Here is a 21,021-nt window from a genome sequence, read left to right on the forward strand (position 1 = left end):
GTGACTGCTGTAGGTCTATACATTGTGGAAGCCGGTTCCCTTCATGGAAAGCATCAAAGCTCAGGTGCTCGATAAAGTTGATGCCGTCAATCTGGATACTGTTCACTTTGGCGCCGAACTCAACCCCTTTACTTTCTTTGCCACGGACGATCGGGCGGATATAATCTTTGTCGACACTAACGATCAGCCCCTTCACTTCCCGCCCGGCAAAACGTTCCCGTTGCTGATGGAGTACTTTTTTGATGATGGACAGCCGTCTGTGAAAGCGGGCAGGAAGATTGGCTGTACCAAGGGACATGATATCCCCGCACTGACCGATGAGCTTGCCAACCAGGTGGAGCAGGCTGCGTTTCAGCACGCGCGTCTCCGATTTCCCACGCTTGCGCTTTTTACTATAGATACGGTAACGCAGGCGCTGCTTGTCAAATTTGTTGCGCGGCATCCGCAGACCCGACAGCTTTGCCATGCTCCGCAATTGCCCCTGCAGCCATTCCGCGCATTCCCATAACAGTTTGATATCCGTGGGAAAGCGAACATCACTCTCATAACAGGTCGCATCGCTCATCAGTACATGGCTGTCCTTAAACCAGGCCTTCCAGTAACCGGCAAGCACCCGCTGAAGGGTGCCGATATCAAGTTTTCTGGCAAGTTCGCAGCGGATCTCGCTGACGATCTTAAAATTATCGAGCGGCTTTAACGGATTGATCCGAACACCGCAGAAAAGCTGATAATGGAGGTTGGAATTAAGCTGGGCGACCAGGTCACGGTCGGAAAGCCCCGTATAGGATTTCAGCACCATCAGCGCCACTTTACCCGCCCCGCTAAAATAGGACCGGCGGCCAACTCGGTTTTCCCGTTGCCCCAGGCTCGCTGCCAGCTCGGAAAATGGAATACTCCGATAAAGCCGCCCTAGTTCACTCAGGTGAAAACTTGATTCGTACTGTTTGAAAATATCGTATTCGCTGAAGGCTAAAGTTGGCTGAAGTTCGCTAAGTTTTTGTATCTTTCGCATATCTTTTTGATGACCGTTACCCCGATTTTGGCCGCTAACCTTATTATTCGGGGGAATACACGAAGATAATAAAACCCCAACTATTTATTTATCAAATAGTTGGGGTTTTTCTGAATATCCCTAAGTTAAGCATACGGCAATGGTGCCCGATAATTTGTGCGCGTAAATTTGCGGGTAGCGATTTATAAAAAATATGCTTCAATACAATAGGAACAGGCGAGATGGTTAATCATCTCTTCCTGTTTTCTCGATTCCCATGTAAGCATAGGTAATGCTATCTTTTCCATGTGGGACGGGGGTTCCATCCTCATCTAAATTGACAAATACCAGTTTGTCGATAGATAGGATTGTTTTCTTCGAGATTTTATTTCGGACTTCACAACGCATTGTCAATGATGTTCTTCCAAAATTAGTTGCCTCTATGCCTAACTCTAAAATATCTCCCTGTTTGGCAGAATTTACAAAATTGATTTCAGATATAAATTTGGTAACGACCTTTGGATTGCCCAATTGTACAATCGCATAAATGACAGCTTCTTCATCTATCCAACGCAAAAGTGTTCCGCCGAATAATGTACCGTTCGGATTAAGATCTTCGGGTTTGACCCATTTTCTTGTGTAAAAATTCATTTTATATAGGTAGTTATGACAAAGGGGAAAAGTTTCCTTTTCCCCTTTGGTTTATACTATTAACGCTTATGCGTGTATTGCTCTATTGGCTGTTGCGGCTAATGCGGCTTCTTTAAGAGCTTCGGTATAGGTTGGGTGAGCATGACAGATACGTGCGATATCTTCCGCAGAAGCGCGGTATTCCATGGCTACTGTAGCTTCACCGATCATGTCTGCTGCACGTGGACCGATCATATGTACGCCTAATACTTCGTCTGTTGTTGCATCAGCCAATACTTTTACAAAACCATCTGTATCACCTGAGGCTTTTGCACGGCCAGAAGCTTTGAAGGAGAAAGATCCAGCTTTATATTTCACGCCGGCTTCTTTCAATTGTTCTTCCGTTTTTCCAACTGAAGCCACTTCAGGCCAGGTGTAAACAACTCCGGGAATTAAATTGTAATCGATGTGTGGTTTTTGTCCCGCAATATATTCCGCAACATATACACCCTCATCTTCGGCTTTGTGTGCCAACATCGCTCCAGTGATCACATCACCAATAGCAAATACGCCTTGTACAGCGGTCTCCAAGTGAGCATTTACCGGGATTTTCTTTCCTCTTTCTTCGACAGTGATGCCAATATTTTCTAAGCCTAAACCTTCAGAGTATGCCGTACGGCCAACAGCTACGATACAATAATCACCTTCTAGGGTTACTTCTTGTCCTTTTGGATCTTCAGCTGTTACTTTTACGGTTTTTCCTTTTGCTGTTGCACCTGTGACTTTGTGACCCAAGTAGAATTCCATGCCCAATGATTTTTTCAAAACACGTTGCAATTCTTTACCTAAGCCACCATCCATTGTACCAATGATGGATTTCGCAAATTCAACGACAGAAACTTTTGAACCTAAACGGGCATAAACTGAACCTAATTCTAAACCAATGACACCACCACCGATGACGATAAGATGTTTAGGGACCTCTTTTAGGTTAAGCGCTTCCGTAGAAGTAATAATTCTTTTTTTGTCAACCGGCAAAAAGGGTAGAGAAGTGGGTTTTGAGCCTGTGGCAATAATTACATTTTTTGCTGTAACTTGTTCCGTAGAACCATCTGCTTTTGTTATTTTAATGGTGTTTTTGTCGACAAATGAACCCACACCTTGGAAACTGTCAATTTTATTTTTCTTGAATAAGAAAGTGATACCGGCGGTATTTTGAGCAATGACATCGTCTTTACGAGCAATCATCTTTGCCATATCCACCTTTAGGTCTTTTAAACTGATGCCAAATGCGTCAAAATTATGGGCAGCATTGTGGTAATGCTCCGATGAATCTAAAAGCGCTTTTGAAGGAATACATCCAACGTTAAGACAAGTACCACCAAATGTGCTATATTTTTCAATAACAGCTGTTTTTAATCCTAATTGGGCACAACGGATAGCTCCTACATATCCGCCCGGACCACTTCCGATTACAATTACGTCGTATTGCATTGATTACGTTTTAATTTTTAGTAGTACAAATTTAATGATTATTAATGGGATAGGAAATCAAAACTTACGATTTGTAGGCGAATAGACTTACTTTACATTTTTTTGATAAATGGATAGGCATGTACAACCCAAAAAAATAATCTTATTTTCGATAAATCTTTATGTGATAAAGTTATTTTGGAAATAAGTTGCTAATTAACAGGAGCAGGCATCGGCATGATGCGGGGTTGTAGATGATGGGCAACTGAGTCAGCGAAAGGGATCAAGGGGCAGCAACTTGTGATCATTTTAACGAAAAGTAACACCTCAACAAAAAAAGGATACCTATATCTAGATACCCTTTTTTGTTTGTATATTATTCTGCAACGATTTTTCCTTGCATTACTCCGTAGTGACCGGGGAAACTACAGATGAAAGGATAGACTCCTTTTTCAAGTGTAAATGTAATTTTATCTGTTTCACCCGGACCTAATAATTTCGTGTGGGAAACGATGGAAGATAATGCTGATTTTGGAATATACTCATCAGCTGCGGCTGCTGCCGCCTCAGCTCCGAAAGTCGGAAGATCTACACCCGGTTTAAGGATGACAACATTATGTCCCATAGATTCTTTTGGCATGGTACCTGCATTTTTGAAAGATAATTCTACGGGTTCGCCAGCTTTCACACGGAATAAATCCTTGTCAAATTTCATCTGATCATTACCTTCTAAAGATAAGCTGTTGGAAATAGCTACGTTTTCAATTCCAGGTACTGTTTCTGTTGCTTGGTTTTCTGTTGAAGTTGTCGATTCTGTACTAGCTGATTTGCCAGACTTCTCACTGTTTCCGCCACAAGATGCAATTGACAAGGCAACTGCAACTGCTGGTATCATAAAAAGTTTTTTCATTATTATGTTTTGTTAATTCTTTAAAATTAATGATTTCATCGGTAAATCGAAACAATCATTTCAATTTTGACAATAAAGCTTCAATTGTTTTGTATAATTTGATGGGATCAAATGGTTTTCCAACCACTTCATTGGCTCCTGCATCCAAGGCTTCTTGCTGTTCTGCTTTTAAAACTGAAGCAGAAATGGAGATAATGGGCATATTCGCTATAGCTGGATTCATATGGCGACGTATTTCTTTGATCGCTTCAAAACCACTCATCAGTGGCATATGTGCGTCCATAAATACCAGGTCTATTTTTTTTCTGTTTATTTCCTCAAGGGCAAGCTGTCCATTTGTCGCCAAGGTGATCTCGCAATCCCAGCTTTTGAGGATATTTGCTAACATAAAGCTATTTAATTCATTGTCTTCGGCAATCAGGATCATCGGAGAGTTAAATTTTGGTAACTCGGTATAAAGCACTTGTGTTTCTTTTTCTTTAGGTTTATCTTCTATTTTATCAAAGGTGCATTCAAAAGAAAATGTGCTTCCTTTGCCATATTCACTTGATGCGAAAACCTTTCCGTTGAGAAGGGCGGCAATACGTTTTACAATTGCTAAGCCCAAGCCCGTTCCACCAAATTTTTTTGTGATGCTGTCTTCTCCTTGTTCAAATGCGATGAATATTTTTTCCAATGCATCTTCTGCGATGCCGATCCCCGTGTCGATGACCTGAAACTGTAAACCAATTTGCTGATTACTCTCCGTTAGAAGCTGGATTTTTAAAATGACCGAGCCTGCGGAGGTAAATTTGAAGCTATTTGAGATGAAGTTCGTTAGAATCTGTTTTAAGCGAAGCGGATCCGTTAAAAAATAACTGTTTATCCGGTCGTCCACCTCGATATTAAAATTCAAACCTTTATAGTTTGCCTTATCGATAAACAGATTATTCAAATCATCGGTAATATCATGCACCGAGGTGGATTCCATATTCAGCTTCATCATGCCCGAATCGACTTTGGAGAGGTCCAAAATGTCATTGATGATCGTAAGTAAGTTTTGAGAGGCCGAATCGAGTTTATAGATCCAGTTTTCCTGTTCAACGGTAAGCTGTGAATTTTTTAGCATTTGGGTGATTCCCATAATGCCGTTGATAGGTGTCCGAATCTCGTGACTCATATTGGCTAAGAACGTTTCTTTTGACTTTCTGGCGAGTTCAGCTTCTTCTTTTGCTTTAAGAATAGCTTGTTTAGACTCCTCCAATGCAATGTTTTTTTCTTTAATTTCCTGTTGTATCAACAGCTGCTGAACAAAAGATTTGACTTTTGCAATGGTAGCTTCTGGATTGAGAGGTTTATATAGATAGTCTACAGCGCCACTGTTAAGTCCTTGAATAAGATACTTGTCCTCCTTGGAAATCGCAGTTACCATGATCGGGATGATGTGATTCGTCTTTGGGTTTTTCTTCAGGAAGGTGACGAATTCAAATCCATTGATTTCGGGCATCTGTACATCAACCAGAGCGAGATCAATTTCTTCTTTCCAACAGATTTTTAACGCTTCATTGGGATCTGTACTACTAATTATATTTACATATTCGATATCCTCCAACAATGCTGTGAGACTGATAATATTCTCAATTTTATCATCGACGATCAATATATTAATCTTCTTCATTATATCAAATCTAAAATACAACTTTAGGTTAATTGCATTATGTAATCTTTTATTTCGGCTATACTCAAAATCTGATCTTGCGCATTAAGGTCTATTGCAGCCTGAGGCATTATCGGAACTTCTGCCTCAAGTGGGTTCTGTACATAGGTTTTTCCGCCGTACTTTTTTATCATTAACAATCCTTGTGCGCCATCGTGGTTGGCCCCGGAAAACAAAATTGCAATACAATTTTGTTTATAGATTTCGGCAGCCGACTCAAAGGTCACATCGATAGATGGTCTTGAATATTGAACCGGTTCTGAGATATCCAACGAAAAGCTATAATCTGGCTCAATAAGTAAATGATAGCCTGCGGGAGCAAAATAGATTGTTCCGTCCGCGATACTCTCTTTATCGTCAGCCGTTTTTACTTTTTGTAATAGGGCTTTCGAAAGGGTATCTTCTATACTTGATGCGTATTTGGGATTGCGGTGAACAACGACGATGATCGGTATCTGAACCGGACGTTCCAATGCCTTTAGGATGTTTAAAATAACACTGAACCCGCCAGCGGAACCCGCTAATAAAAGAATTTTACGTTCCATCTTGACCTAACCGATTTTTTGATAAATGTTGTGTTTGTTATTTACAACCTTGAATTTTGCTGCATTTTTATAGTTAATTAATGATTCTTTTGAACCTAGACATAAGAAACCAAGGTGACAAAGTGAATTATAAAATAAATCCAATACCATTTCCTGGAGGTTTGTGTCAAAATAAATCAATACATTACGGCATGTGATCAATTGAAATTCATTAAATTCCCGATCGGAAACCAAGCTATGCTGTGAAAAAAGCACATTTTTTTTTAGACTATTATTTATCGTGGCCGCATTATACATTGCTGTATAATATTCGGATAAAGAGCTTTTGGGATCAGTTTTAATAAAGTTTTCAGAATATTCCTTCACTTTTGCCAATGAATAAATGCCTCGTTTGGCTTTCTCCAATACTTTGGTATTAATGTCAGTTCCATAGATAAAAGAACGTTGATAAAGCTCTGCTTCTTTTAGTAAAATGGCCAAAGAGTAAACTTCTTCACCCGTGGAACAACCGGCACTCCACAGCTTAATATGAGGGTAGGTGGCCAGATAGGGAAATACTTCGTTTTTTAATGCTTTGTAAAATTCCGGATCTCTGAACATTTCAGTCACATTGACTGTAATTTCCTGTAAAAAATGAGTGCTAAATCCTGGCTGGTTAATCAGTTTGGATTTTAATTCGACCAAGTCCAGTTTGTTTAGCTCCATAATTCTGGTGACACGCCGCTTGAGGGATGCTCTCGTATATCCGGACACGTCATAGCCGTGAAGATTTTTGACAACATCAATAATTTCCTCCAACTCTTCAAAAGTGATCATTACTGCTACTTTAGTAGTTAACTCAACCATACACGCATTAAGGATATCAATTTATCCACATCAACGGGTTTACTAATATAATCGTTTGCTCCTACAGCAATTGTCTTTTCCCGGTCACCTTTCATTGCCTTTGCTGTCACGGCGATAATAGGGAGATTTGAAAATTTCTTGTTTGACCTTATTTTTTCGATCGCTTCGTATCCGTCCATAACCGGCATCATTATGTCCATTAAAACAAGATCAATATGCTCGTTGCGTGCTAGAATATCCAATGCCTCCTGACCATTATTTGCAATCTCGATTTTCATGTCATAGCTTTCGAAAGCCGTACTTAGTGCAAAGATATTGCGCATATCATCGTCTGCCAGCAAGATGGTCTTAGCCGCCAGATTATTCTCCACGAGCACCGACGCGCTATTGTTAAATGTGAGGTATTCCGTTTTGCTGCTCCGGATTTTATTTAAGAATAAATTGACTTCATCGATCAGTCTATTATTGGATTTGGCTGATTTTAACACCATGGCCTGACTATGCTGCAAAATCTCGGAGGTTTGTTCAGGACTTAGCTCCATCGCTGTGTTGATAATAATCGGTAAATCTTTAAACTGGCTGTTTGATTTGATCTCATTGAGCAGTTCAATACCAGATTTATCCGGTAAATTTAGATCCATAATGATGCAGTCAAATACTTTTTCCTGGTCCAGCAGATCGAGCGCCTGTTGCGCATTGAAGGCCTGAAATATCTGAATATTTTGTTCTTCGAGCGATTGCTTGATAAAATCACTTTGAATTTCCTGATCTTCTACCAATAGAATTTTCTTAATAGGATGGCTTGTTGACGCTTTAATTTTTTGAAAAGTCTCCGCGAGTGAGTTTTCAGAAACCGGTTTGGACATAAATCCGATAGCGCCCGCAGATATCGGTTCATCATGCAGGAAAGTTCCCGCTGACATCATGTGTACGGGGATATTCTTCGTTGAATCTGTTTTTTTGAGATTACGTAGCACTTCCCAACCGTCCATTTTTGGCAGCATGATGTCTAGTATGATGGCAGCAGGGATTAAGTTCTGCGCTTTATGAAGGCCATCTTGTCCGTCATAGCTGATATAGGGGTCATAACCATTTTGGATCGCATAATCTTTTAGTATATCTGCAAAAATAAAGTCGTCTTCGATGATCAGTAATTTATTGTTTCTATTACTATTTTCAGTATGACGATTTTTTTCGAGGGGTATATTTTCTAATTGCGGATAGGATGGTACGTTATTTTGTTCAATAACCGGTAGTTCTGGGATATTTTCAATTGCAGCTTCTTTCTCCAGTGGTACGCTGAAAATAAAGGTACTGCCTTCACCAACTTTGCTGTTTAGGGTAATTTTTCCCTTCAATAGATTTGCAATCTCACGACATATGGACAGGCCTAGCCCCGTGCCGCCATATTTGCGGCTTGTGGATCCATCTTCCTGTTTAAATGCATCAAAGATGAGCTCTTGTTTTTCCGGAGCGATGCCGATACCGTTATCCTTAACCGTAAAATAGATGTTCTCATTTTCTATATTGATCTTGAGCGATACTGTGCCATTTTCACCCGTAAATTTAAACGCATTCGACAGCAAATTTTTTAGAACCTGTTGTATGCGATGTTCATCACCAATAAATTCTTGGGGAGCATTGCTATCAATTTCAACGTTAAATTTGATCATCTTGGATTCTGCGGTATCGTGGAAGAAATCATTTATGTAATTGACAAGATCGCTTGTATTGATACGTTCCTTTTGGACTTCAACTTTTCCGGATTCTATTTTTGCCAAATCCAATAACTCGTTGATCAAGTGGAGTAAATCCGTACCTGCACTGTGGATCACTGAAGCATATTTTATCTGGTCGTCATTCAGATTTTTCTTTTTGTTGTCCTGCAGCAATTTGGCAAGTATAAGAATACTATTCAGTGGAGTCCGTAGTTCATGACTCATATTCGCCATGAATTCGGATTTGTACTTACTTGATAATTCGACTTCTTCAATTTTTTGTGCAATGGCCTGTCTTGCTTTTTCCAGATCTTCATTTTGAGTGAAGAGTAATTTCGCCTTCTCATCGAGCTCATTGTTTGTTTGGATGAGTTCCTCCTGTTGTACACGGAGCTCTTCTTCGGAAGCTTCCAGCAAATGAGTCTTATGGACTAATTCCTCGTTTGTGGTTCTTAATTCTTCCTGTTGAGCTTCAAGTTCTTCCGTTTGCTGCTGAAGTTCTTCATAGAGATCGGCAAGTTTGCCATGGGTCTGCGCAACTTTGAGGATGATCGCGATGTTGCCTTTTACTTTATCAAGGAAATTGAATCGTAACCGTTCTTCTTTTTCCGGCACGATCGGGCAACAGATTTCCATTAAACCAACGCAGTGATTTTCATAGGTGAATGGAATAATGTAGATTTCTGTTTCTATTCTTTTGGATAAAGAAGTTTCTAAAACGAGATGATTATGGTCGATATCCTTGATTTTAACTACATTATGTTTGTTTGTTACTTCCCCCAAAATACCGTCATCTTCTTTAAAACTTTTTTTAATCTGCTGTGTCGCGGCGATTCCTATTTTATGACATAACTGATATTCCCGGTAATTATCATCAAAAATATAGACTGTACCTCCCAGCGCTTTCGTTGTACTGGTAATCGCATTTAGGCTGATCTCAGCTATTTTTTTATCGTTGTAATCGCCCCTTAGCTGCTCATCTATATGGTTGATGGCATTCAAAATCCAGTTATCATTATTGGTTTGATCCTGTAAATGCTGAAGACGACTATTAGATTCTCTTTGACCTTTGACAGTGGCTCTCAATACTTTTGAAATACCGGAAAATTTTGCTAGAATATAGAAAAAACCACTTAAGCCGATCGCAATGAAAAAATAGGTAATGTTCTGCGCCAATTGGAGACTGTTTCTGGATTTTTCCAGCCGACTTGCCCTTTGATCAAGCAGATCTCTGGATAGCATATCTATTTGATTTAAGATCGCTGTTTTCTGTTCCTGGATATAAGATGGCAGCGAACCATTGTTCAGTTTAGCATAGGTTATATCTTTTTCGAAATCGTAGAAAAGTACAATTTCTTTACGAAGTGTTTCAATCGCTAGTGGGGAGACCGGATAGAGCTCATCGGCTCGAACAATAGATCGCAGTAATTCATCTATGTGCTTTCGTTCGTTTCGATAAGGAAGAAATAAGTCCGGATCTTCCTTTATGAAGTAATGAAGTTTAACATCATTCACTTCATCAATGTTTGATCGGACTTCATTGATCACATTAAATTTATTTTCAGCGATCCGGACAATATTACGCTCGTTATCGACGATATGATGCAGAGAAATAAAAAAGTATAGAGCGGAAATAAAGATAAGCGAAAAAGAAATTATCACTCCTATGGTAATTTGCTTTCTATAGTTTTTTTGCTCCATGCGAGAATGAGTTTAATGAATTTTGATCGCCCAACTATCGTTCATTTTTCTGTCAGTAGTTTCCTGATGGTACCTGGGGAAAAAAGATGTATGTAAAATAACAAAAAAACTTGCTATTCCTAAAATAGTCAAAAAAGCAAAAATATGCAATACTGTACGTAAGGAAATAAAAGGTTCTAATAAAACAAAACCCTGATGATGGGCACCAGGGTTTGTTACTAACCAATTATAAACCTAAATTATGAAAAGACTTTTTAAGGGCGACCAAACTAAATTAGTTGCCGTGTTTTTTGCTGTGAAAAACTAAATTGATTGTTTTTTTAATCTTATGCTGCTTTAAACAAAATTGTTTATTTGAACAGTGCTGTTAGTGTTTTCATAGCGAGATAACCTTTAATTATCTTCTACAAAGATACGCTAAATATCAGGTTCCGTCCAAATGTTTTTTATAATAAGTTGCTGATACAACTATGTTGTGACATACAAATGATATTTTGGCTTATCTGAATAATTTTATGGCATAAACAGAGAAAATAAGGAGGAGTATGGAATCGTATATTTAGGGGAAATGCTTTATTTTTACAAAAATATATTTCAATGGTATTGACTGAATTTAAAACAATAAAAGGATTTGTATTGGATGTGGATGGGGTATTGACAGATGGAACTGTACAGGTGAATGAAGCTGGGGAACAGCTGCGAACTTTTAATATAAAAGATGGTTATGCCATACAATTGGCCATTAAAAAAGGTTATCCGATCTTTATCATCACTGGCGGGGCATCCATAGGGGTGGAGCGCCGTTTACAGGGATTGGGCGTAAAAGAAATTCACTCACGAGTCGTAGATAAGCTTTCGAAATTGAAAGTGTTAGCTAAAGATTATCATCTGGGACTTGATGAATTGATGTATATTGGTGATGATATCCCTGATTTTAGTTGCATGCGATCTGTTGGTTTGGCTGTGTCGCCGGCAGATGCCGTGGAAGAGATCAAGAAGATATCACATTATATCTCGGCTTTCAATGGCGGAAGAGGGGTTGTACGGGAACTGATTGAAAAGGTACTTAAAGTGCAGGGAAATTGGTATGAGGACGAAACGATAAAAAGTATTTAATGATGTTAGAAAATTTAAAGAACAAAACGGTTATCCTGGGATCCCAGTCTCCAAGACGCAAGCAGCTCTTATCTGGGCTGGGCATTACCTTTGAAGTAGAGGTGCGGGAGACGGATGAATATGTCGATCCGAGTCTTTCTGCCAGTGAAGCTGTTCGTCAGATTGCACTGCAAAAAATACAGGCTTTTGCGGATAAAACAGATGGCTTGGTCATCTGTGCTGACACCGTTGTTGTTTCGGCCGAGGGTGAGATTTTAGGGAAACCGAAGAATGCAGCGGAAGCTAAGCAGACTTTGGCAGACCTATCCGGAAATAAACATGTGGTCATTACCGCGGTAGCAATACGTTGGCATGGTGTCGTGCAATCCTTTGTCGAAACGACAACAGTGTATTTCCACGTATTGGATCGAGAAGAAATTGATTATTATGTTACTCATTTTTCACCGCTTGATAAAGCTGGATCTTACGGTATTCAAGAATGGATCGGCTTAATTGCTATCGAGAAGATCGAAGGTGAATATAATAATGTCGTTGGCCTTCCGACGGCGCGATTATATCAAGAATTGAAGAGGTTAACATAAAAAAAGCGGCTCGCCGCTTTTTTTATGTTAAAATGATTCTATTTTATGAAATATCGAACGCCTGTATAAAACATGCGTCCTGTTAAAGGTCCCCATAACATGGAGGTGTCAAAATAATTTCCGAAAGGTTGATCCGCCGCAAGGATGGGTGTTTTCTGGAAATAATTGGACAGGTTTTCACCACCGACATATACGGTAAAGTTTTTATCTTTTCCAAAAGTTTTGCTGATCTGTGCGTTCATCGTTGCGTACGTTTTTGATTCGGAGGCCATCTGGTATTCAACTGGATTATCCATGGTTGAAGGGATACGTTTCGGTCCGACCACATTCAAGGTATAATCTAAGCTCCATCCGGAATGATGATTATAGGCTAAGTTGACGAAACCACGGTGTTTTGCCAACAATGGTTTTGTTTTTCTTCCGCTCTGAAAGTCGGTCTGCACATCCAATAGCCGATAAGCCAATCGTGTTTCAAAATGTGGCGCTGGCATAAATCGAAATTCTGTCTGCAAACTATTTGAGAATGATTTTCCGGTTAAGTTGTAAAAACTGATTTCTCTTGGATTTTCGTAGTCGACCACCACCTGATTGGAAAAGCTGTTATGAAAGAATTCAATGGAGGCGGAGGCTTCCCTTCCAAAGATGCGCATATTCTGGTCTACCGCGATCCCTGTATTCCAGGATACCTCTGGTTGCAAACCATAAGCTTTATTGTAGATATCCTGAGACTGAATGATCAATCTCCTGCTGCTTGCTAAAACCGCTGTGTTTTCAGCAAAAATATTGGCGGTGCGTTGACCTCTACCTGAGCTTGCACGTAATGTCGTTCCAGCAATAGGAGCATAGCGTAAATTCAACCGTGGTGTAGTGAACCAGCCATATAATGAATTATAGTCCTGACGCAGTCCGACGACCGCATCAAATTTTTCGGATGGACTGAAGGTATATTCTGCAAATGCACCTGAAACGACTTCTTTACGTTTGAAATTTTGATCGGTTAAATACCATTCATCGTAGTTATCGTAATTGATGGAGGCGCCCACACGATATTTATGGGCTACGGTACCTATAATATCCTGAAATAATAGGTTGGCATAACCATTTTGCTGTTCGGAGTTGTAATTTTTTAAGCCGAAATAACTTTTTTGATTATAGTTGGAACCAGCCAATTGCAGACCGATGCTTCGGTGTTTATTTTCTGGGAAAACATAACCGATTTTAGCAAATCCTTCAACGCGTTCGATGTCGAATCCCAGTCCATAACGATTCGTCGTGCCCTTATCTGTTTTTTTGTCAAAATCTATTTGTCCGCCAGTACGATCGTCATTTAAATATTTGACACCAAACTGAATCATCAGACCTTTACCGTTCTCATACAACCAGCGGTTCACACCGGAGAAAAGATTGCCAATGGGCACATCTCTAAATCCATTGTGGCTAAAGTTCATGGATTTATTATACATAAAGTTGTCGTGTAATAACACAGATGTTGACCAATGTTGACCTATTTTTTGAGATAGATTTAAATTTACATCGGTACGTCCCATGTTATTTGCATAGGCATTAAAAAATAGTCTTTCAGAATTTTGTGGCTTTTTCAGCTCGACATTGATCTGACCGGCCATACTTTCATAGCCATTAGCCACAGATCCTACTCCTTTGGCGATTTGAATGGATTCAATCCATGTACCAGCAATGGAATTAAGTCCCAATGGGGAGGCCAGCCCACGTGGTCCAGGAAGGTTTTCTACCGTCAATTGTGTATATATACCACTAAGACCCAGCATTTGAATCTGTTTACTGCCGGTTACGGCGTCTGCACTAATAACATCCACTGAAGCGTTGGTTTCGAAGCTTTCACTTAAATCACAACAGGCGGCTTTAAATAGCTCTTTGCCTGTAAGAACTTCCAGTCGAGCTGGTGTCATCCGGTCAATATAATTGGACCGACGTGTCCCTTTGACTTCGACTTCCATGAGTACATTTCCCTTCGCAGTGATCATGACGACCTCATGTAGGTCTTTGATCGTGATTGTATCGGATTTCATCCCGACATAACTGACGACTAATTTGTCAAAACCCTCTTTGTGCTCGAGCTTAAATACACCGTTTTCATTACTTCTGGTATTTTTTGTCGGTAAATTCGCCCAATGTAAATTGGCACCAACGATAGGTTTTAGATCTCCTTTTTCATTTTCTTCGACAACAACACCTGTGACGGTATGGGGATGATCATGTGGTTCACCCGTTGTAGGTACCGCTTTCTTTTCCGGGACTTTCCCATTTTCCAACCGTGGATACATACAGCACTCATGGAGTTTCGCATAGGATTCCTCACTTGCAACCAAATTCTCAACATCGTGCCCGACTTGCGCGATATTCTTTTTGATGGTTTCAAGTTCCACTTTTTGGGAATTGTATTTCAGATGTAGCAAATTGTCGCCCGCATTCCAGGTTGCGCTTTCAACGCCTTGTATTTTTGCGGCGGTTTCGATCCTTTTTTTACACATCGCACAGTTTCCTGCCACAGTAAGCGTGCGGGTGCTATCGCTTTGTGCCTGCACAATTGCGAAAGAGAATAACAATAAAAGGGTAGTCGTATATATTTTTTTAAAAATTTGATTCATAGTTTTTTGATCATGTACGGGCTAAAAAAAATGGGTATAGCATGTAAGGTCGAAGGTAAGATCTTCGACATTTTTTTGATTAAAAATCAAAAAGCCATGAAATCAAATTCTGAAACTCTGATTTAGAATAAATACAGGAGGACTGTATCTGCTGAAAAAGCTGTTCTGGTTTGCACTTAATTTGGATGAACTGTCCTCATCAGCAGAAAATTGGTGATAATGATGTATCCAGTAAAGTGTAATGATCGCGGGAGAAAAATGATTGAAATCGAGTGTTTGAGATAATCGGTTGAAATCACCCACTTTTTGGGCAGCAATAGTGACATCCTTGCAACTGCCTTCTTGATGACAGTGATTTTGCTGCTTTTTTTCTGACTTGGCACACAGTGGACAACGAGCTGTGTGATTTTGGCTTAATGAAACACTTTGTGCCTCGCCCTGACAAAAATGAAAATGTAAAGTTGCACCACTTGCCGCAAGCAAATAAAAAAATAAGCCGATAAACAATGCAATTTTTCTCATCTCAACAAAAGTAGAGAAAATTTGTATTTCTTTTTTGTAATATTTTGGATAAATGTTATAACTTGTACATAAGAAATAAAAAACCAAAAATTACCGTTATGATGTGTCTACTATTTATTAACTCCATCAGTTTATATTTATTAGCTGTTTTTTTGATTGTTGGTGCAGTTTTACTGTACAAAGGATTTTACCACCTTATTCGTCGTATACAAGAGTAATATCGAAAGGTTGGTTTGTAGAATGATGATTTTTGGAAATAAAAGATTTCAGACGTATTGACCACTTGTTACAAGAATCATGGATAGACGGGGCTATCTCCTTTCGAAAATAACCCCGTTTCAATTTATTGTTATCTGCTTAATAACGGATCACTTTTTCCGCTATGTCCAATTTCTATACGACCGGCATATTGCTCTTGGAATGCACTGTAATCTTTACAGCTGATACGGAAATCATACCAAAAGCTTTGTTTGGAAAGATCGAACAGAATGGTCGTTGATACACCACTTTTAAGCTGAACTTCTTTTCTGCCCTGTCCATAGCTGACATCTTCCACTAGGAGCTGATGACTTCTACTGTCTTGATTTATACATGTAAATAAAAGACGGCCTGTAAAGGAGTTTTCATCTTTGCTTTTTTCGTAAGTACAACGGATTTTAATATTGGGGTGTTTGGCCTCACCTTTAAACATCCGGTAAAACCCATTTGGTCCATGTATATCGAGCTGGAATAATCCGTTGTCAAATGCATTGATAGACCAATTGTCTGATAGGCTGTCGCCTGCTGCTACGGCGTAGTTGCGGGAAGTGCCAATCTCTCCCTTATAGGGCATGCTATGATATACTGTAAAGGGAGCGCCCGCCGAACCTGTCCCAAACATTTTATTGGACGCTTCAAATGTTAGCTGATACTTTCCGCCGGATAGATATTCCCCATGGGTATAAAGCTCATAGGGTAATGTACAGGAGTCGCGAAGTCCCTCTTCCTGTTTTGGAAAATAAGGCGAGCGGCTAGGATCCTTCTCGATCTGTTCGATCTCATCGGCAGTTAATGCCTTGAATCCCATTGGCAGACCTTTAAATTTTGCCTCATGGATCTCTTTGATAAATGGCTGACGTTGCAGTACCAATGGCTTTTTGATGAGCTCCCCATGATATGGCCTAAATACAGAAGTGAGATCTCCACAGACGGTACGTCGCCAGCTGCTGACATTGGTTTCTTTGACTTCTTTGTTGACTTTGTGGCTGATGAATTTCTCTAAAAACTGTAAACTTGAGGTATGGTCAAAAACCTGTGAGTTTACCCAGCCACCTCTTGTCCAGGGGGAAGCAATGATCAGCGGGACACGATATCCGAGGCCTATATTACTTTCTCTTCCACTTTCTGGATAATACTGTTCATCACGACGGACAAACTCCAATTTGGGATCTATGCCAGTGGATACCTTACCGCTATCGGCTTCGTAGGGATTCGGTGCCGTAAAAGGGGCGAAGTGATCAAAATAACCGTCATTCTCATCATAGGTAAGAATAAAGATTGTCTTTTTCCAGACTTCTGGATTTTGTGTGAGGATTTCCATAATTTCACTCACATACCAAGCCCCAAACCAAGGCGAATCAGGATGGTCTGAGAAAAGCTGCGGCGGCGCAAGCCAGGAGACGGTAGGAAGTTTACCTTCCTCAACATCTTTTCTAAATTGATACAGGACATCGCCTTTTGGGATTTGCAGCTCCCGCTGATGGTCACCTTCCTGATACTGCATCGTTTCAAGCTCCATGTAATCCGCTTGTGCACTATTATTCACAAATGCCCGACGATGGATCTCTTTTGTACGTTCATCAAGTTTTTCAAAATTTTCTGCGGTATATTGTTGCTGCTCTTCCAGCACATTTTTAAGGTCCTGATGCAGCTTGTCAAGTTTATCTTTACTTGTCGTTGCGGCTATCTTCTGTTCCAGTTCTTCTTTTTTCCGTGCAAGTAGTTCTCTATAACGCGGACTATATTTCACCTGATATTGTGGGAAATATTCCATGGGATTACATCCAAAATTTGCCAACCAACCGTTGGCTTCGCCACTGTATCCGGCACTGCTTGAAGAAATCTCATTTTGGTATATTTTCCAGTCTACGCCAAGTTCTGAAAGACGTTCTGGGAAGGTTTTCCAGTTTGCTTTACCACTGAATTCTGAATCACCGTTCCAAACCAATGCCTTTCCATTTAAATTTTCGCGAATATTAGCTGTCCAAAAATAGAGTCTATTGGGGTTTGTACCTGTAATACTCGAACAGAAATGTTGATCACAGATGGTAAAAGAATCCGCCAGTGAATAATAGAATGGAATATCCTCCCGGGTATAATGTCCCATGGTCAATGGAAGGTCTGCGAATTCTTTAAATCCCGAATGTTTGACGTCTAGCCATTTGTCCATCTTTCCTTTGTTTCGGGCATCGGTCTGGTCGGTCCAATTATGAGGCAAACAGCCCATCCAGGTAATTTTTGAATCCTTAATGTCTAATCGGAATGGGGCATAAGTTTCGCCTGTTTTTTGCGTCTGTAACCATACTTTGTGTCTGTTTGGCTGACGGATCGCCCGTGGATCATTGAAGCCCCTCACGCCTCGTAATGTGCCAAAAGCGTGATCAAAAGATCTATTTTCCTGCATGAGTAATACCACATGTTCGGCATCATAGAAGGTACTGCCCACCGCAGGATTGATGGCCATTGCTTTTGCAATAGCCGATGGAATAACCTGAGAAAGGGATGCACCTCCCGCGAGCATGGCCGCCTTTTTTAAAAAATCTCTTCGTGTGTCCATATGTTAGCTTATTCGGTTAGTCATATAGCGAAATGTATATTTTTTTCAAATATTGGCTTTTACGCTCTGATTATAAAATAAATAAGCGTTCAGTGAAAGAAATGTTACTTTCGGCTGAATGCTTATTTACCTCAATGAAGTTAATAAATATCTTTTAAAGGGAATAGAACTATAGGCAATTCTATAACTGGTCGATAGGAGTTCTTTTTGAGATAGTTAACAGGGTACTAAAGCGAGTCCATCGCTTTCCGGTGAATTCGCTTTAGTACTTGCTGTTGTCCCTACCCTTTTATTGATTTTATAAAATCAGGGATTTGATCCATATAATCTTGCTCTCCGAGCCTCTTAACAAATGCACTGCCGATAATTGCGCCAGCAGTATATTGACTTGCTTTCTGAAAAGCTTCTTTGTTTGAAATTCCGAAACCAACGATCAATGGATTTTTTAGCTCCAGATCATGAATCCGTTTAAAGTAGGCATTGGTGTCTTCGCCCACATCCAGTGTTTTGCCCGTTGTGGCATTGGAAGATAATAAGTAGATAAAACTATTGGAGAGACTGTCTATTTTCCGGATTCGTTCGGTTGAGGTCTGTGGTGTTACGATAAAGATATTCGCGATACCGTTTTTTTCAAACGTTTCTTTGTAGAGATCCTCATATTCATACATGGGCAGGTCAGGAATAATGACCCCGTCTACACCGACATTTTTGCACTCTTCACAGAATTTCTCCACGCCGAATTGGATCACCGGATTGACGTAACCCATGAGGAAGACCGGGATCTGTACATGTTGGCGTAGTTCACGTAACTGTTCAAATAATTTTTTGACAGTCATTCCATTGGCCAGAGCAACTTCTGAACTGTGTTGGATAACAGGTCCGTCTGCAACAGGATCAGAATAGGGGAAACCTATTTCCAAAAAGTCTGCACCTGCTTCTTCCAGTTTCTTAGCAATCTGGATTGTACTGTCCAGTGCTGGGTATCCTGCTGTAAAATATATCGATAGAAGGGGATTTCCTTCTTTTTTTTCAATCGTATTCATGCTTTAAAAATCAAAGTATTTCATATAGTTATCAAGATCCTTATCGCCGCGCCCTGATAAACAAACCACAACGGTTTCATCACCCTTAAAAGGAATTTTCGCTAAATAGGCAAGTGCATGTGAACTTTCTATTGCGGGGATAATACCTTCGAGTCGAGTGAGCTCTAGGCCCGCATGCATTGCTTCATCATCTGTAATACTAACATATCTTCCTCTTCCGGATTTAAATAGCCAAGCATGTTGCGGTCCGATCCCAGGATAGTCAAGTCCGGCTGAAATAGAGTAGGGTTCAATAACCTGACCGTCTTCCGTTTGCATCAATATGGATCGGCTTCCGTGCAATACACCTTCTTTCCCCAAAGCTGTCGTAGCAGCTGATTCTCCCGAGTCTACACCATGTCCAGCAGCTTCCACAGCATATAGCTGTACAGCTTCATCATCCAGAAAATGATAGAACATCCCCGCAGCATTGGAGCCGCCACCGACACAGGCTAATACGATGTCTGGATTCTCCTTTCCGGTTTTTGCTAACAACTGCTTTTTCGTCTCTTCGGAGATAATGGATTGGAATCGGGCAACCATATCTGGGTAGGGATGTGGGCCCACGACAGAGCCAATAATGTAATGTGTATCCACAGGATTATTGATCCAGTCACGCAGCGCTTCATTTGTCGCATCTTTAAGTGTTTTTGAACCTGAGGTAGCAGCAATGACTTCTGCGCCCATCATTTTCATTCGCGCCACATTGGGAGCCTGTCTTTGGATATCAATTTCCCCCATATAGACAGCACATTGTATTCCTTTTAATGCACAGACTGTAGCCGTAGCAACACCATGCTGTCCGGCCCCTGTTTCCGCAATGATCCTTTTTTTTCCAAGACGCTCGGCCAAGAGGATCTGCCCGATGGTATTGTTGATTTTATGGGCTCCAGTATGATTGAGATCTTCACGTTTAAGGTAGATCGTCGTACCATACTTTTCAGACAGTCGCTTCGCATGGTACAAAGGGGAGGGGCGTCCGACGTAATCACGGAGTAGCTGATTGAATTCCTCCTGAAAACTTTTTTCTTCGATTATCTTGAGATATTCCTCACGGAGCTCTTTCACGTTGGGGTAGAGCATCTCGGGGATATAGGCACCACCAAATGGACCATAATATCCTTTTTCATTGACTTGATATATACTCATTTTTTAATACTATTTATGCTACGGGCCAAAAGATCGACATCTTTTAATCCTGGTTCTACTTCAAATTTTGAATTGAGATCCAAGGCATACAACCTGGGATCATTTGCTTGTAAAGCATCTTGGACACTGTCCGCATCTAATCCGCCACTAAGAAAATAAGGGCACTCGAGTTTGTATTGCTGCAATAAGGACCAGTCAAATCGCATCCCAGTGCCGCCGTAAGAACTGCTTTTGGTGTCGAATAAAAAAAAGTCTACAGCTCCCACGTAAGCGTCCAATACTGACCAGTCAAAATGCGGGTCTATACCAAAAGCTTTGATCACGGTCACTGGTGCACATTGCTTAAGTTCTGCACAGAATTGAGGACTTTCATCACCATGCAGTTGAACCGCATCTAATTCGAACTCTTCTATTTTACGATAGACCTCCGTGAGGTTCGCATTGACAAAAACACCAACTTTTATAACACCTTGGAGTCCTTTAATATAGTCTTTATTAGCATCGCCAACAAAACGTTTGGATTTTTCATAAAATATAAAACCGATGTAGTCAACAGCAAGGGCGGTCACTCCAACGATATTGTCAGGGTGCTTCATGCCACAAACTTTTATCTTGATTG

General features: G+C 40.4%; 16 protein-coding genes. 2 read left to right on the forward strand and 14 right to left on the reverse strand.

From position 1 onward, the window contains the following. The 8 genes from D7322_RS21075 to D7322_RS21110 all read right to left on the reverse strand — a co-directional run. Positions 1–1,012, reverse strand: a 1,012-nt coding sequence (locus D7322_RS21075; protein ID WP_147430512.1) for a transposase, incomplete at its 3' end; no start/stop codon positions are given. 225 nt (positions 1,013–1,237) lie between these two features. Then, positions 1,238–1,642, reverse strand: a complete 405-nt coding sequence (locus tag D7322_RS21080) for an acyl-CoA thioesterase (RefSeq protein ID WP_121126216.1) — start codon at positions 1,640–1,642, stop codon at positions 1,238–1,240. A 66-nt stretch (positions 1,643–1,708) separates the two neighbouring features. After that, a complete protein-coding gene (lpdA, locus tag D7322_RS21085; RefSeq protein ID WP_121126217.1) occupies positions 1,709–3,115 on the reverse strand; it encodes a dihydrolipoyl dehydrogenase in 1,407 nt (468 codons plus the stop codon). A 355-nt stretch (positions 3,116–3,470) separates the two neighbouring features. Beyond that, positions 3,471–4,004 carry a plastocyanin/azurin family copper-binding protein gene (locus tag D7322_RS21090; protein ID WP_104384943.1) on the reverse strand — a complete coding sequence of 178 codons (534 nt, stop codon included), beginning with the start codon at positions 4,002–4,004 and terminating at the stop codon, positions 3,471–3,473. 55 nt (positions 4,005–4,059) lie between these two features. Continuing rightward, complete coding sequence (locus D7322_RS21095; protein WP_121126218.1) at positions 4,060–5,661, reverse strand: response regulator; 1,602 nt, start codon at positions 5,659–5,661, stop codon at positions 4,060–4,062. Between the two features lie 23 nt (positions 5,662–5,684). Then, entirely contained in the window at positions 5,685–6,245 is a 561-nt protein-coding gene (locus D7322_RS21100; RefSeq protein ID WP_121126219.1) for a chemotaxis protein CheB, read from the reverse strand. 6 nt (positions 6,246–6,251) lie between these two features. Beyond that, a complete protein-coding gene (locus D7322_RS21105; protein WP_245971405.1) occupies positions 6,252–7,091 on the reverse strand; it encodes a CheR family methyltransferase in 840 nt (279 codons plus the stop codon). Beyond that, complete coding sequence (locus D7322_RS21110) at positions 7,079–10,510, reverse strand: hybrid sensor histidine kinase/response regulator (protein ID WP_121126220.1); 3,432 nt, start codon at positions 10,508–10,510, stop codon at positions 7,079–7,081. Before D7322_RS21110 ends, D7322_RS21105 begins: the two co-directional genes overlap by 13 nt. A gap of 597 nt (positions 10,511–11,107) precedes the next feature. Here D7322_RS21110 and D7322_RS21115 point away from each other — a divergent pair. Both D7322_RS21115 and D7322_RS21120 read left to right on the forward strand, forming a co-directional pair. Next, positions 11,108–11,626: a KdsC family phosphatase gene (locus D7322_RS21115; RefSeq protein ID WP_121126221.1), complete on the forward strand. Its 519-nt coding sequence runs from the start codon at positions 11,108–11,110 to the stop codon at positions 11,624–11,626. Next, complete coding sequence (locus D7322_RS21120) at positions 11,626–12,207, forward strand: Maf family protein (RefSeq protein WP_245971406.1); 582 nt, start codon at positions 11,626–11,628, stop codon at positions 12,205–12,207. The genes D7322_RS21115 and D7322_RS21120 overlap by 1 nt, the downstream gene beginning before the upstream one ends. A gap of 38 nt (positions 12,208–12,245) precedes the next feature. Here the strand turns inward: D7322_RS21120 and D7322_RS21125 are convergent, their stop codons facing one another. The 6 genes from D7322_RS21125 to D7322_RS21150 all read right to left on the reverse strand — a co-directional run bounded on the left by D7322_RS21125 (position 12,246) and on the right by D7322_RS21150 (position 20,998). Further along, entirely contained in the window at positions 12,246–14,834 is a 2,589-nt protein-coding gene (locus D7322_RS21125; protein WP_121126223.1) for a TonB-dependent receptor domain-containing protein, read from the reverse strand. A 102-nt stretch (positions 14,835–14,936) separates the two neighbouring features. Further along, a complete protein-coding gene (locus D7322_RS21130; RefSeq protein WP_121126224.1) occupies positions 14,937–15,356 on the reverse strand; it encodes an HYC_CC_PP family protein in 420 nt (139 codons plus the stop codon). Positions 15,357–15,705: 349 nt separating this feature from the next. Further along, complete coding sequence (locus tag D7322_RS21135) at positions 15,706–18,171, reverse strand: phosphocholine-specific phospholipase C (protein ID WP_121126225.1); 2,466 nt, start codon at positions 18,169–18,171, stop codon at positions 15,706–15,708. Positions 18,172–18,452: 281 nt separating this feature from the next. After that, positions 18,453–19,214, reverse strand: a complete 762-nt coding sequence (gene trpA / locus D7322_RS21140) for a tryptophan synthase subunit alpha (RefSeq protein ID WP_121126226.1) — start codon at positions 19,212–19,214, stop codon at positions 18,453–18,455. Positions 19,215–19,217: 3 nt separating this feature from the next. After that, a complete protein-coding gene (gene trpB, locus D7322_RS21145; protein ID WP_121126227.1) occupies positions 19,218–20,402 on the reverse strand; it encodes a tryptophan synthase subunit beta in 1,185 nt (394 codons plus the stop codon). Continuing rightward, on the reverse strand, positions 20,399–20,998 hold the full coding sequence (locus tag D7322_RS21150) for a phosphoribosylanthranilate isomerase (RefSeq protein WP_245971407.1): 600 nt from the start codon (positions 20,996–20,998) through the stop codon (positions 20,399–20,401). Before D7322_RS21150 ends, trpB begins: the two co-directional genes overlap by 4 nt. Positions 20,999–21,021: the final 23 nt, after the last annotated feature.

The organism is Sphingobacterium puteale (assembly GCF_003627955.1).
Taxonomy (GTDB): Bacteria; Bacteroidota; Bacteroidia; order Sphingobacteriales; family Sphingobacteriaceae; genus Sphingobacterium; species Sphingobacterium puteale.

Bases quoted from the DNA above. Each gene is read 5' to 3' on its own strand.
- D7322_RS21080 (WP_121126216.1), bottom strand. From the start codon at position 1,642: ATGAATTTTTACACAAGAAAATGGGTCAAACCCGAAGATCTTAATCCG.
- lpdA (WP_121126217.1), bottom strand. From the start codon at position 3,115: ATGCAATACGACGTAATTGTAATCGGAAGTGGTCCGGGCGGATATGTA.
- D7322_RS21090 (WP_104384943.1), bottom strand. From the start codon at position 4,004: ATGAAAAAACTTTTTATGATACCAGCAGTTGCAGTTGCCTTGTCAATT.
- D7322_RS21095 (WP_121126218.1), bottom strand. From the start codon at position 5,661: ATGAAGAAGATTAATATATTGATCGTCGATGATAAAATTGAGAATATT.
- D7322_RS21100 (WP_121126219.1), bottom strand. From the start codon at position 6,245: ATGGAACGTAAAATTCTTTTATTAGCGGGTTCCGCTGGCGGGTTCAGT.
- D7322_RS21105 (WP_245971405.1), bottom strand. From the start codon at position 7,091: ATGGTTGAGTTAACTACTAAAGTAGCAGTAATGATCACTTTTGAAGAG.
- D7322_RS21110 (WP_121126220.1), bottom strand. From the start codon at position 10,510: ATGGAGCAAAAAAACTATAGAAAGCAAATTACCATAGGAGTGATAATT.
- D7322_RS21115 (WP_121126221.1), top strand. From the start codon at position 11,108: ATGGTATTGACTGAATTTAAAACAATAAAAGGATTTGTATTGGATGTG.
- D7322_RS21120 (WP_245971406.1), top strand. From the start codon at position 11,626: ATGATGTTAGAAAATTTAAAGAACAAAACGGTTATCCTGGGATCCCAG.
- D7322_RS21125 (WP_121126223.1), bottom strand. From the start codon at position 14,834: ATGAATCAAATTTTTAAAAAAATATATACGACTACCCTTTTATTGTTA.
- D7322_RS21130 (WP_121126224.1), bottom strand. From the start codon at position 15,356: ATGAGAAAAATTGCATTGTTTATCGGCTTATTTTTTTATTTGCTTGCG.
- D7322_RS21135 (WP_121126225.1), bottom strand. From the start codon at position 18,171: ATGGACACACGAAGAGATTTTTTAAAAAAGGCGGCCATGCTCGCGGGA.
- trpA (WP_121126226.1), bottom strand. From the start codon at position 19,214: ATGAATACGATTGAAAAAAAAGAAGGAAATCCCCTTCTATCGATATAT.
- trpB (WP_121126227.1), bottom strand. From the start codon at position 20,402: ATGAGTATATATCAAGTCAATGAAAAAGGATATTATGGTCCATTTGGT.
- D7322_RS21150 (WP_245971407.1), bottom strand. From the start codon at position 20,998: ATGAAGCACCCTGACAATATCGTTGGAGTGACCGCCCTTGCTGTTGAC.